Genomic DNA, 13,278 nt, shown 5'->3' with positions numbered 1-13,278 from the left:
GAAATCCAACCCGTCTGGGAACTAATGCCGCTCCTCAAGTGCGCGCAAGCCGGCCCGCGCATTGCAATCTGCCAGCTACTGGGCTGGCGCTGCCAGCGGAGCGGCCTCCGTCGGGGCCGAAGCGCCGCCCATCCGACGAATGCGCCTTACCTGCTGTACTCGGTTTAGGTTCTCCCAGGCCGTGGCGTAATACACAGGGGACTGCTCGATAGCACTGCGGAAAAACTGCTCGGCGGCATCCAGCTTGCCCTCAACCAGGCATATGTAGCCGACATCATTGCTGGCCTCTGCACGCTTGCCGATTTGCTCGAAAGCAGAAAGAGCCTCCTCGTAGCGCTCCATGCGAGCCAGCAGCAATCCGTAGTTGCGCCAAAGCGGCTTGTACGCAGCGTCGTAGCCAATACCACGCTGGTAGGTGCGCTCGGCTTGCGGCCATTGTCCGGCAAGGTAATAGGAATAACCCAGGCTGTTCTGCACCAACACTGAGCGCGGATCTATCTGCATGGCCAGATGGTAATAGGCCTCCGACAGTGCGAAGTCGTTATTCAGATCCGCCAGCACCCCCAGCCCGTTATACACCTTGAGTGGCGACTGGCTGTCCACCTTGAGCGCGGCGACGTCCGGGGTACCTTCGCCGATTTCATTGCCCAGGCGCCGCTGATCCAATGCAATCACCTTGAACAATAAGGCCTGCGCCCCTTGGTGATCACGCTTGGCCAATCTCAGCAGCCCCATCTCTGCCAGTGCATCGAGATTCTCTGGCTCACTTGCCAGCACATCGGCAAAGGCCATCTCGGCCAATTGAACATTGCCGCGCTCGCGGTGGATTCGGCCGATCCATACCAATGCCTCGTAACGCTTCGGGTCCAGCTCTATGGCCTTTAAATACTGATACAGCGCCTGATCCAGATCGCCGGCCTGGTACGCCATCGCGGCGATCTGCATGGCCTTATCGGGCGAACTTGCTTGCTTCTGAACCTGATAAAGCAGCGAATTGTCACCCGAATATACCGAGCGGGTATTGAGCTCAGGCTCCGGCCCCATGGTCTGGCATCCTGACAACACGGCCATCATGGCCAGCAGCGGCAGACTGATCCTTTTCATCTCATACCTTCCCGAAGACTTTAAGCACCCCAACGATTGCGGGACCGATGGCCACCAGGAAAAAGCTCGGCCACAGACACAAGATTAGTGGGAATACCAGCTTGGTGCCGATTTTCGCAGCTTTTTCCTCGGCAGCCTGAGTACGCCGATCACGGAACTCCTCGGCGTAGATGCGCAAGGTGTCGGCCACACTGGTACCAAAGCGGATGCTCTGCGACAGCAGGCTGACCAGACCCCGAATATCCTCCAGCCCGGTGCGCTCGGCGAGATGTTTGAGCGCTTCGGTGCTGGTGATGCCGGCACGGATTTCCGCATTGACCAGGGCCAGTTCTACTGCAAGTTCAGGCTGGCTCACCGCCATTTCGTCGGCTACGCGCTCAATGGCCTGAGGCAGGGCCAAGCCTGACTCCACACACACCACCATCAGGTCCAGGGCATCGGGAAAGCCAACCAGCAGGCGGGTCATGCGCGCCTCCTTGCGTCTGGAAACATAGATGCCCGGTACCAGCCAGCCAACACCGGCAGCGCCAAGTACCAACAAGGTACCTACGCCTAGAGAGACTTTGGGGATCAGTGGCAATACCAGCAAGGTCAGCCCCACCAACACCAACGGCGACAACAGGCGCACCGCCCAATAGGTCTGCACCGCCGCCGGTGAGCGGTAACCGGCATGGGTCAGCAGCATCCGAGTCGCCGAATCCTGCCCCTCCTCACCGGCGCTGAAACGCTGACCTACCTGCTCCAGCATCAGTTGCAGATTGCTTGGCGCTTCCTGGCCTACGGCCAGCCCGCCTTGTCCGCGCTTGATCAGGGTGAGGCGGCGCTGCACTGGATCCTGCAACCCCACCACCAACATGGCCAGGGTCACCACGGCGAGTACCGCGCTTAGGCCGATGGCGCCGACGAACAACAAGCGCGCAAGTTCCTCGTTGCCTACTACTCGATTGAGCAAACTCAGTAGATAGTCCATGACATATACCTCCACTGCCTGCTTTTAAACCTGAATGCGGATGATCTTCCGAATCCAGAAAATTCCCGACAACATGGCGACGAAAGCAGCTATTGCCAGCTTTTGCCCCAAGGGCTCCTTGAGCAGCAACGGCAGGTACGCCGGGCTCGAGAGCACAATCGCCGCTGCCAGTACGAAAGGCACGGCCACCAGCACCCAAGCCGACATTCGTCCTTCCGCCGACAGCGTCTTGACCTTGCGCTGGAAGCGAAAGCGGCCACGAATCAGGCTGCTCAGGCGCTCCAGCACTTCGGTCAGATTGCCGCCGGTATCGCGGTGAATCAGCACCGAGGTCACCAGCATCATCACCGTCATGCTCGGCATCCTCTCCAGCAGACCGAGCATGGCCCGTCGCACGTCATTGCCGTAGTTGATATCGGCGAAGGTCAACCCAAACTCGTGAGCCACCGGCCCCTTGTGCTCCTCGGCTACCAGTTGCAGTGTCTCGTTGAACGGGTGGCCGGCGCGCAACGCCCGGCAAATCGCGTCCAACGCATCCGGCAAGCCCTCCTCGAACTCGGCGAAGCGCTTGGCGCGGTCTCTGGCGATCTTCAGCACCGGCAGCCAACACACCGCAAACGCCACCGGCAATGCCAGCCACCAGATGTGCATTATCAGCCAGAACACAATGCCGGCGGCCGCGCCCAGGCACAGTCCAAGCAGAACCACCCGGTAGGCACGGTAGTCATGGCCGGCCTGCTCGATCATCTGCGACAGGGCTTCCATGGCCGGCAGCTGCTCCAGCCTGGCCTCCAGCGGCGACAGGCGCTTGAGGTATTTCTGCCGCAACACCGTCTGCATATTCGGCAAGTCGCTGGCACGCTCAAGCACGTGGAGGCGGCCACGAATACGCTTGCGCACCTTACCTGCCTCACCGAATACAGGCACCACCAACCCCTGACTCAGGAGAAAAACTGCGGCGAACACCATGCCAAGGAACGCCAGGATGAACTCGCTGGGAATCTGATTCATGACTGCCCCTCCATCCATTCCGGCCTGAACATGCTCAGCGGCAACTCGATGCCGCGCTTGGCCATCACGTCACGGAAGGCCGGGACCATGCCAGTCGGCCGGTAATCGCCGAGTACTTCGCCGTGCTCGCCCATACCGCGACGAACGAAGGCGAATATCTCGGTCATGGTGATGATCTCGCCCTCCATGCCGTTGATTTCCTGCACGCTGACCAAACGCCGTCTGCCGTCTTCCTGGCGTTCGAGCTGGATCACCACATCGATGGCCGAGGCGATCTGCTGACGCAAGGCCTTGATCGGGAAGGTGGCGCCAGTCATCGACACCATGTTCTCGACCCTGCCCAAGGCATCGCGGGCGGTATTGGCGTGGATGGTGGTGAGCGACCCATCGTGGCCGGTGTTCATCGCCGTCAGCATGTCCAACGCCTCGGCACCACGCACCTCGCCAATTACGATGCGATCCGGACGCATGCGCAGACTGTTGCGCACCAGCTCGCGCTGGCTGACCTCGCCCCGACCTTCGATGTTCGACGGGCGGGTCTCCAGGCGCACCACATGCGGTTGCTGCAATTGCAACTCGGCCGAATCTTCGATGGTGACGATGCGCTCGCTATGTGGAATGAAGCTGGACAGCACGTTGAGCATGGTGGTCTTGCCGCTGCCCGTACCGCCGGAGATCAATACATTCAATCGACCCCGCACGATCGCCTTGAGCATCAGCGCGATGGTCGGGGTCAATGTGCCCATTTCCACCAGGCTTTCGCTGTTGAGCAAATCCACCGCGAAGCGGCGGATCGATACGCTCGGGCCATCGATGGCCAGAGGCGGAATGATGGCGTTGACCCGGGAGCCGTCTTTCAATCGCGCGTCAACCAGAGGCGAGGACTCGTCGATTCGCCGCCCCAGACTAGAGACGATACGATCGATGATATTGAGCAGATGTTGGTCATCACGGAAGCGCACGTCGGTTTGCTGCAATTTGCCATGACGCTCGACATACACAGAGGAGTGCCCGTTGACCAGAATATCGGACACGCTATGGTCGGCCAGCAGCGGTTCCAATGGCCCAAGGCCAAGCACCTCGTCAGTGATCTGCTTGATGATCAACTGGCGACTGGTCACGCTTACCGGGGCGTTGTGCTCGTCCAGCAGGCGCAGGCAGATCTCTCGTATCTGCCGCACCGCGTCCGCCTGCTCCAGAGAATCCAGCAGAGACAGATCCATGACCTTGAGCAGTTTCTGGTAAACCTTTTCCCGCCACTCGGTCTCCACCGCACTGAGATGACTCTTGGTTTCATAGAGTTCGGAAGGCGCCAGGTCCTCCCAGGCCATCCGTTGCTGATTGGGCTCGATCTCGCCCGCCGGATTGGCAGGCGCGGCCTCCACGGCCTTGAGCGGTTGTTGACGCAAACGATTGCGAAATTCACTGAGCATGATTCACCCCCGGAAAAGACGGCTGAATGTACGCTTGAACAGACCCTGATCCGCGTCCGCCGGCTTGCCGATCAGCTCCTTGCTCAGCTCATTCAGCGCCAGCGTAATAGGCGCACGTGGCGCATGCAGATCCAGGGGCGCGCCGGTGTTCTGACTCTGGCTCACCACTGCGAAGTCGTTGGGCAGTTTTTGCAACTCGTTGCAGCGCAATGCTGAAGCGATATCCCGCAGGCTGATCGGTGCGGCCTTGTCGTAACGATTGACCACCACCTGCAGACTGTCAGCCCGCACCCCTAGCTCATCGCGCAGAATACGCGCCAGGCGGCTGGCATCCTTGAGGTGGCTGAGGCTCTGCTGCACCACGATATAAACCCGGTCAGCCTGCTCCAGGGTGATGCCGGTAAGGTGGTCGATCTGCCGCGGCAGATCCACCACTACCCAGTCGTAGGTACTGCGTGCCAGCGTCAGCAGTGCCTCGAGCTGCTCGATTTGCACATCCTGCGGCAAACACAGTTCGCTCTCTCGACCGCCCAGTACATGCAGGGTCGGACTGAAATGGCTGCAGAAACCGCGCAATGCCACGGCATCCATTTCGTTGATCTGTTGCAGCACTTCGACATGACTGTGGGCAGGATGCACGTCCAGGTAATGGGGCACACTGCCGAACTGCAGATCCAGGTCCAGCAGCAGTGTACTGTCGCCCTTCGCACTGAGCTGATGGGCCAGGTTGCAAGCCAGCAGGGTCGCGCCAGAACCGCCCTTGGCGTTCATCACCGCGACCAGTTTCCCGCTCGGACCGCCACTGGAGCGCACTTCCTTGAGCATTCGGCCCAGGGCGGCGAGCAATTCCTCGGCGGAAATCGGCTCGGGCAAGAAGTCACGGGCACCGGCCTGCATCGCCAGGCGGATACCCTCGTGTTCCTCCAGCGGACCGCATACCAGCAGTGGCGGTCGCTCGTGCACTGGGTGTTCCAGCAACGCCGCCAATTCCTCCCGCCAAAGGTGGCTGACTCGCAGCAAGAGAAAGTCGGGTATTTTTTCCAGCCCATAGAGAGGATCGGTATGGCCGTTGCTGACCAGGCGGGTATCGACCTGCAAATTCGGAATCTGCTGACAAATCTGTTGCAAATGCTGCAAGGCTCCGGCCTCGCGACTGCTGATTAGCAGGCGCATTCGCTGCTTGGAGGATTTGCCACAGGAACTGGATGAAATGGGTACTTCTCTGAGGTTCAGCATGGCGTGATCTCCGGAACTACACCTGCCTCGGGATGACGACCGAGGCTTTCGCGGGGAATGGTCGACCTGAATGTCGGCAAGGTGAATACCCCACGAAATCCAGGAATCAGGAGCTCGAAGGGAAAATTCTCCACCCGCAGCTGCACATAACGGATGGCTCGGAAGCCATTGGCAGTGACAAGGTCGTTGGGATTGGCCACTACGGCGCCGTTCACGTCCAGATAGACGAGAGTCAAGTCGGCTGCGTCCAGATTGCCGATCAGTGGGCTCGAGCTATCGACCCCCGCATCGTTGAAAATCGCCCGACGCAGCACGTCGGGATCCTGGATATCGCACACAGCGGCCAGGCGCGCGCCGCGGCGCACTACCTCGTCCAAAGTATTGATGGTGAAGTAGGCGCGGCCCATCTCCAGCACCCCGAACAACAGGGTGAACAGCAGCAAGCCGATAATGGCGAACTCCACCACGTAGATGCCACGCATGCGTTGCCTGTTCATGATGCTCATCACAACCCCCTCATCACGGTGGTAGCCACCAGCGGGAAGTTCAGCGGAATGGCATTGCCGACGAACGCCGGCAACCCAGTCGCAATCACGGGGCGAAATACATAGCTGATGCTGACCTGGACGTGGTCGGTCCCTACTGTACCGACGGTCACGTCAGCGGTGGTCAGCCCCGGCACCACCACGCTGCCGGCCTGAGGCAAGGGCGCACCGTAGACCGCAATGTTCTTGGTCTGAGCCTCCAATACCGGGGTAATCGCGACCGCCCCGATACTCCCGTTCCAGGCCTTTCCGGACAGATAGCGCACCGCATCGCGATTGGCCTGTAGCAGGCTGTTGTACTGAAAGAGCATGCGGCCGAACTCGGCGACGCCCAGCAGCAGCAGCAGCAGCAACGGCAGGGCGATGGCGAACTCGACCATGGCCAGGCCACGCTGGTGGCGAATTGGCTTGAACGTGGAGCTTTTCATCGCACACCTCTCACCATTCAAAAAGCAATCAAACCCCGCTGCTGCCGCTCTGGGATCATGAGGCATCGGCCGTTGCCACGCGGCCCGGTACCTCGAGCGATTTCCGGCCTAGGCGCGGACCTAGGAGTCGGGACTCGGTGTCGCCACTCCGCTGAAATAGGTCTTGTACAACTGGATGATGTTCGGCCCTACATCTTCAGACGGCACCGGCCCGGCATAGCCATCGCCTTCGCACTCCTTGACGAACTGGCCGAACACCTGCGCTTCGCTGCCTTGCTGGGCAACTGTCTGCAACAGGAAGAAACAGCCGAAGTCCAGCACTGGCACGTCGACTTGGCCGCCGGATACGCCATTGCAGTTGCCGATAACGATATTGAGCATGCGCCGCTCGAAGACCCCCGGGCAACTGCCAGATACCGCGCAGGCGGTGCTGTCGGCAAGCCAGTCATTCAAATCGTACAGTGGCGTGGCGCCGGCACTCAGGTCGCCTCCCGACGAGGTCACCGGCACCCCCTGGTACTCGACCCGCGGCGGCGAAGTAGTCTTGTTGTAGGTCATCTTCGGATTGTTGAACTGGGTGACCCAGTCCGGCGGATAGTCGGTGGCGTTCATGCCCGGGCCGTTGTAGACGCCAAAACGGGTATTCAGCCCCTGGGCCACGGGGCCCACGGTGTTGCCCGGCTCGGTAGGCACGTCATCGCCGACCACGTTGCACTTATTGATGCCACCGGCGAGCGCCTGCCGTAGGTCGTTGGCCCCGGTGTTTCCATCCAGGCGCAATAGCTGGAAGTTACCCGGCCCTATCACAGGTGTGTTGCCCGCCGCGCTCTTGAGCACTTCCAGGTCGCCGAAGCCGTAGCCCCAGTAGGACGTTCCACCGTTGTCGGCCGGGTCGTCATTGGGGTCGCCACACACCATGATGGGCTCGATCTTGCACGGCGACGCCGATGGGCTCGGCCCCGCGGTGGCGATGGCCGCCACCGCCTTGTCGCCAAGCCCGCCAGCGGAAAAGATCTGGGCAAAATCCCAGAAGAACCCTGACAACGGATAGTCGGGCACTGTCACCCGCACATAGCGGGCATCCACTGGGCCGGGAAAAGAGAAGGGGCCATACACGCTGTTCGACAGCTCCACCACCGCGAAGGCTCCCACTCCCCCGCCGCCGATGCCGGTGATCAACTCGCCATTGCCAGCGGCATTGGCGTTGAGGAGCAGGGTATTGAGCGCCGCATCACGGGTCAGCGTGGAGGCGTTACCGCTGCCAAACACTGTCTGCAGGGTCTTGGCACCACTCAAGGCCGCTGCGTCCACGGCGTTCTGCAGGCGCGTTTTGTTCAGCAGCATATGGCCGCCATCCAAGGCCAGGGCAGCCATCAACAGGATGGAGGCCATGGCGATTACGGTCAGCACCATCACCGCTCCCCGCTGGCGCCCCGGCGTCGCGGTCAACGGCCATCGCGTACGGGGTTTCATGGTCGTAGCCCTCAGTTACCAATGTTGATCTGGAGGGGTTGAGCAACGTTGGCGGCATCACCGGTAACGCCGCGATAGCCGTCCATGACGCGCTCTGTCACTGGTCCATCCCCCCCAAGGGGTGAAACCTCCGCACCCGGGTTGGCAGCCAGTTGCTTGTCGGCAATCTGCTGGTAGTGGGTCTGATAGATGCTATAGCCGGTCGAGCCGACCCGGCCCTCGTCGTAGGTCATGCAACCGCTCGGCCCAAGCAGCAGAAGCGTCAAGACGATCATGCGTTTCATAGTGGTTGCCTCCACTCGTTGATCTTGCCGGGCTCACCAAGGTGAGCCGCCCTCTCCTATCCGACTCGACGGCGTAGGGGCCGGATTGCCAGCCCCTACGGCGACAGCAACTAGTTGAGATCGTGGCCAAAACTGCCCTCGCTGACCCCGAGACTCACCGGCACCGGGCGCCCGAGTTGGCGGCCTTTGGTCTTGCCGAGCAGGTAGAAATCCACATCGCTTGGCTCGACGAATTTCTCCGTAGGAAGACGCACGGTGCGAGCATCGACTGGCTTGGCCAGGTGCGGGGTGACCAGGATCACCAGCTCCGTCTCGCCGTTGACGTATTCCTGGCTGCGGAACAGATGGCCGAGCACTGGGACATCGCCCAAGCCCGGGAAACGGCTGACGAAGTCCCGGGTGTTCTCGCTGATCAAGCCGGCGATAGCAATGGTCTGCCCATTGCCAAGTTCGACAGTCGACTGGGCGCTACGCTTGGTCAGTGCAGGCACCAGCAGAGTGGCTGACCCCGAGGTATTGTCGGTTTCCACCACCAGGCTGTTGGCAGCCACCAGCTCGCTCACCGACACATTCAGGTTGAGGTTGATCCGCCCCGAATCCAGCACTACCGGAAGGAACTTCACCCCAACGCCGAATTCCTTGAACTCGATGGTGATGCCATCCTGATCGGAGACCGGAATGGGGAACTCGCCGCCGGAAATGAACTCTGCCTGCTGCCCACTGAGAGTGGTCAGCGTTGGCTCCGCCAGCACCTTGGCCGAGCCGTTGTCCTTGGCAGCCTCCAGCGCCACGTTGAACAGGAAGTTGTCGGAGAGGAACTGGGCGAGAAAGCCCTTGCCGCTGCCAATCAACGAGGTCGGATCCAATATGATTTGCCCGGCATTATCGGGGTCGGGAACAAATCCAAACGGGATTCCAGCCGCCCCGGCGCCATTATTGAACGCACCAGTCGACCAGCGGCTGGACGAACCGAAGTCCAGAGCGTTGAAGCGCACGTTGAGGCTCTTGACCAGGCTGCGCTTCATCTCCGCTACCTTGACCTCGAGCATCACCTGCTGGCTGCCGCCAACCGTCATCAGGTTGATCACCTCCAGGGACTGGGTCGGAGTCGACGCGGCGGCTTCTCCCTCGCCCTGAACAACGCTGGCGGTTTGCGCGCTATAGGTCTTGGCCAGCTTCACCGCGGTGTCCATGGCCGCGGCGCTGCTCACCTGGCCACGCAGCACCAGGGCACCCTGGGCGCTGTACACCGCCACCTGTTCATTGGGCAGCAGCTCATGCAGCTTGCTCTTCAGCCCACCGAGATCATGCACAACCTCCACATCGAGGCTGTCGATCAGCCGGTTGCGGCTATCCCAGAGCAGCACGTTGGTGCTGCCCAGAGATCGCCCGAGCAGGTACAGCTGGGTCGGGCTGGTAACCAGAATATCAGCGATATCCGGATTGCCGACCGAGACCTTCTTCACCGGCGCGCGGGTCGTCAGCACCCGCGACTTGAAGATCGGCACCTGAATATTGCTGACGTTCGCCGTCGGCATGGCACTGACCAGCGGAGCTGGCTCGGCAGCCTGCAGAGCGGCGCTCGACAGCATGCAGGCGCCTAGTACGTACAACGTGTATGACCCGAGTCTTCGGATGATATCCATGCCCTACTCCTTGCTTGGTATGCCGCTTTGCCTGCTTGCCAGGACACCGAAATGGTCGATGCCATTGCCTTTTCTGCACCCCTCCCTCGGCGGCGAAGCAGGGAGAGGGGTTGCACGTCCTACAACTGAACCTTTGCAGCCTGAACCTCGATGCCACGGATGATGGTGACGCCACCACCGCCACTACTGCGACGGCGTACTACGGGCTTTGGCGCCGGCGCCGGGGTCTCTACCATGGCAACAGCCTCCTCCACTGGAGGTAGCGGCTTCTTCTGGTTATCCAGCGGATTGCGCAGGGCCAGTTGCAACTTGCCTTCGAGCTGCGCCTTGACCAGAATCTCTGCCTCTTCGCTGGTCATCTCCAGGGTCACTGCGCGCACCACCACGGGCTGGGTCTTGTCGGTGCTCGCGGTCTGGTCCACTGCCAGTACCCGCAGATCCTCGAGGATGGTTTCCGACTTCGCGGTGTTGCCACTGCCGTTGACCTTCTTGGTGGCCAACACGTCGACCCGGTTGCCCGGCAGCAGGAAGCCGCCAACGCCGACCACATCGTCCACCCGCACCGAGATCGCACGTTTGTCCGATTCAATCAGCGAGGCCAGGGTACTGCCGCCCAGGTGCTCGGCCAGACGAGCACCACGCACGATGTCGCCACGCAGCATGGCGAAGGTGGCGATCTTGCCTACCACCTTGTCAGTGGAGTCGAAGGCATCGTCCGGCACCGTTCCCTTGGGCATCTGCACCAAGGTCACCTGCTGGGCCTCGACCATCTGGCCGAAAGGAATTTCAACCGTGGCCACAACCACGTTCAGCATATTGTCGTCCGGGCCTGCAGCATTGAGCCGCGCATTCAACCAGTTGTTGGCCAGAAAGGCGGCGCCCAAGCCGAGGACGACTGACAGACCGATCAATACAAGCGTGCGAGAGTTCATGACGGTGTCTCCTTCTTTCAACTGCGATCGAGGCTGACGAAATAGTTACGCCAGGCCCACATCAGCGTCTTTGGTGTAATGGCGTGCGAGTCGTCCTCACCCAGGTAGCGTTGGCGGTCCAGCGCCATGCCCAGCAGGTCGCGCGGGTGGCAAGGCAGCAGTGGCTTGGCCTCCACCTTATGCAGACGCTCGATGGCATAGCTCACCAACTCGGGATCATGGGGAATGCCCAGCTTCGCGCACTCCTGCTGCCAGATACGTTGGTACTCGTCCACCTGCAGGTGGTCGAAATGCAGCTTGTAGCCAATGCGCCGAAGGAAGGCCTCGTCGGCAAGCTCCAGCGGGTTGAGATTGGTGGAGAACACCAGAATCAGATCGAAGGGAATCTCGCAGTGGCGACCACCGCCAAGATTGAGGAAGTCAGTCTTCTCCTCCATCGGCACGATCCAACGATTGAACAGATCAACCGGTGCTACCCGCTGACGGCCCAGGTCGTCGATGATGAAGATGCCGTTACTGGCCTTGAGCTGAAGCGGCGCCTGATACAGGCGGGTGTAGGGGTCGAAGCGAACATCCAGCATATCCAGGGTCAGCTCGCCGCCGGTCACGATGATCGGCCGCCGACACTGCAACAGGCGCCGGTCGATGCCCTGGTCCAGGCGCAAGTTGTGCTGCCTGGCCTCGACGGGTATCGGCTGGTGCACCTGGGGATCGAAGATCTCTACCACCGCCTCGTTGATGGCGATGGCATGGGGAATCCAGACCACTTCGTTGAACAGGTTGATCAACCGTTGGCTGATGTAGGTCTTGCCGGTACCAGCCGGCCCATAAATCATGATGGCGCGGCCCGAGTTCATCGCCGGACCAAGCTGGTCGAGCATATCCTCTTGCAGCACCACACCTGCGAAGGCCTCGCGCATGGCCTGGGCATCGACCCGGCTGTTGTGCACGGTCTGCTCCAGCAGCAGCTTGCGGTAGCGCTCCACCGGGAACGGCGCCGGCCCTATATAGCCACTGCGCGCCAAGGCGTCCTTGGCTGCGCTTCTGCCACGCTCGGTCAGGCCGTAACGCAAGCCTTGCCCCCCTGTCTGGCCAAGCACCTCGATACGACCGTCCTTGCGTTGATAGCCGAGTACCTCCTCCAGCACCGAGCCGGTCAGCGCCAAGCGCTCGACCAGGTGCGCCATGTCCAGCACACCGGCGTCGTGCAGGTGCTTGCACACCAGATCGCCGAGAAAACTGTCTGCCAGACCGGTTTCCGCCACGCTGCACGGTTGCGGTGCCAGGCGCTGAATCGGATCGAGGCCGACATGATCACTGCCAATGGGACTTAGGGCATGCATGGCGAGACCCCTCTAAGAAAAGAACCGGAAATAGCTGATAAACAACGTGCCCAGTAAAATGGCGACCGAATAAGGAAAAGGCTTTCCGGCCACCTCGTCCTCTGCCGGCGCTAGATAGGTAAAGGCCTTCAGCATCAGCCAGTAGCGCTTGAAGGTCTGCGCTATCTGGCCTCGCGCCAGCATCAGCAGAAACCCACATAGCCCGCCGGCGATCAGGCTGAAAAAAGCGGCCCACATCGCAAGATTCGGATCGAGAAAGCTGCCGACCATGGCCATTAGCTTGACATCGCCGGCCGCCATGCCCCCCAGGGCATAAAGGGGAAGAAACAGCCCGAAGCCGACTAACAGCCCAAGTACCCCGTCCAACAGGCCATCGCCCCCGCCCGAATAGGTCTGGCTGGCCAAGCCCAGAGCGAGGCCCAGTAGCACCAGCACGTTGGGGATGCGGTGGCGGCGAAGATCGCTCACCACCGCAACACTCAGCAGCCCGAGTAGCAAAATGACGGGGAACATCTGCTCCATGGACATCGCTGCATCACCTTCGCTAGCAGGGAGTAACGGCCACTGCGTTGCCCAGGATGGCCTGCTGCAGGCTACCGATGGCACCGCATACGGTGTTACCTAGAAGCAGAAATGCAGCCACTGCTCCCAAGGTTACCAGTCCACCGGCCACGGCATATTCCACGATAGTCAGGCCATCTTCGTCCTTAACGAACTTCATCACGGAAGTCTTGATTGCTTGAATAGTCATGTTGCTCACCTCACTCGAGTGTTTGCAAAGGCGGCGCGGTGTTCTCCCTGTATGAACTCCTTGCCGTGCTCCGCCTTTGTTCAACCCTAGTTAAGAGCCGGGAGATGGGTTAGGAGGTTTTT

Annotated in this window: 14 protein-coding genes; all 14 read right to left on the bottom strand. The window is 60.8% G+C overall.

What is annotated here, in order from left to right; all coding sequences use genetic code 11:
* Positions 1-75 precede the first annotated feature (75 nt).
* Complete coding sequence (locus tag AB5S05_RS11680) at positions 76-1,104, bottom strand: tetratricopeptide repeat protein (RefSeq protein WP_369287698.1); 1,029 nt, start codon at positions 1,102-1,104, stop codon at positions 76-78.
* 1 nt (position 1,105) lies between these two features.
* Complete coding sequence (locus tag AB5S05_RS11675) at positions 1,106-2,074, bottom strand: type II secretion system F family protein (protein ID WP_369287697.1); 969 nt, start codon at positions 2,072-2,074, stop codon at positions 1,106-1,108.
* Positions 2,075-2,098: 24 nt separating this feature from the next.
* Entirely contained in the window at positions 2,099-3,085 is a 987-nt protein-coding gene (locus AB5S05_RS11670) for a type II secretion system F family protein (protein WP_369287696.1), read from the bottom strand.
* Positions 3,082-4,518, bottom strand: a complete 1,437-nt coding sequence (locus AB5S05_RS11665) for a TadA family conjugal transfer-associated ATPase (protein WP_369287695.1) — start codon at positions 4,516-4,518, stop codon at positions 3,082-3,084. Before AB5S05_RS11665 ends, AB5S05_RS11670 begins: the two co-directional genes overlap by 4 nt.
* 3 nt (positions 4,519-4,521) lie before the next feature.
* Positions 4,522-5,754, bottom strand: a complete 1,233-nt coding sequence (locus AB5S05_RS11660) for an AAA family ATPase (protein ID WP_369287694.1) — start codon at positions 5,752-5,754, stop codon at positions 4,522-4,524.
* Entirely contained in the window at positions 5,748-6,251 is a 504-nt protein-coding gene (locus tag AB5S05_RS11655) for a TadE/TadG family type IV pilus assembly protein (protein WP_369287808.1), read from the bottom strand. Before AB5S05_RS11655 ends, AB5S05_RS11660 begins: the two co-directional genes overlap by 7 nt.
* Positions 6,252-6,259: 8 nt before the next feature.
* Positions 6,260-6,727 (bottom strand): TadE/TadG family type IV pilus assembly protein, encoded by a 468-nt coding sequence (locus AB5S05_RS11650; protein ID WP_369287693.1) that lies wholly within the window; start codon positions 6,725-6,727, stop codon positions 6,260-6,262.
* Between the two features lie 120 nt (positions 6,728-6,847).
* Positions 6,848-8,140, bottom strand: a complete 1,293-nt coding sequence (locus tag AB5S05_RS11645; RefSeq protein ID WP_369287692.1) for a pilus assembly protein TadG-related protein — start codon at positions 8,138-8,140, stop codon at positions 6,848-6,850.
* Between the two features lie 71 nt (positions 8,141-8,211).
* Positions 8,212-8,484 (bottom strand): hypothetical protein, encoded by a 273-nt coding sequence (locus tag AB5S05_RS11640; protein ID WP_369287691.1) that lies wholly within the window; start codon positions 8,482-8,484, stop codon positions 8,212-8,214.
* Between the two features lie 110 nt (positions 8,485-8,594).
* A complete protein-coding gene (locus AB5S05_RS11635; protein ID WP_369287690.1) occupies positions 8,595-10,076 on the bottom strand; it encodes a type II and III secretion system protein family protein in 1,482 nt (493 codons plus the stop codon).
* Between the two features lie 173 nt (positions 10,077-10,249).
* Positions 10,250-11,062, bottom strand: a complete 813-nt coding sequence (gene cpaB, locus AB5S05_RS11630) for a Flp pilus assembly protein CpaB (protein ID WP_369287689.1) — start codon at positions 11,060-11,062, stop codon at positions 10,250-10,252.
* 17 nt (positions 11,063-11,079) lie between these two features.
* Positions 11,080-12,405: a DUF8689 domain-containing protein gene (locus tag AB5S05_RS11625; protein WP_369287688.1), complete on the bottom strand. Its 1,326-nt coding sequence runs from the start codon at positions 12,403-12,405 to the stop codon at positions 11,080-11,082.
* A 12-nt stretch (positions 12,406-12,417) separates the two neighbouring features.
* Complete coding sequence (locus tag AB5S05_RS11620; protein WP_369287687.1) at positions 12,418-12,933, bottom strand: A24 family peptidase; 516 nt, start codon at positions 12,931-12,933, stop codon at positions 12,418-12,420.
* A 16-nt stretch (positions 12,934-12,949) separates the two neighbouring features.
* On the bottom strand, positions 12,950-13,156 hold the full coding sequence (locus AB5S05_RS11615) for a Flp family type IVb pilin (RefSeq protein ID WP_369287686.1): 207 nt from the start codon (positions 13,154-13,156) through the stop codon (positions 12,950-12,952).
* Between the last annotated feature and the right edge of the window lie 122 nt (positions 13,157-13,278).

Origin of the sequence: Pseudomonas zhanjiangensis, assembly GCF_041027545.1 — a bacterium.
GTDB classification, from domain to species: Bacteria; Pseudomonadota; Gammaproteobacteria; order Pseudomonadales; family Pseudomonadaceae; genus Aquipseudomonas; species Aquipseudomonas zhanjiangensis.
The sequence above is the reverse complement of the archived record's forward strand: the minus strand, read 5'-3'. Positions and strand labels throughout refer to the sequence as shown.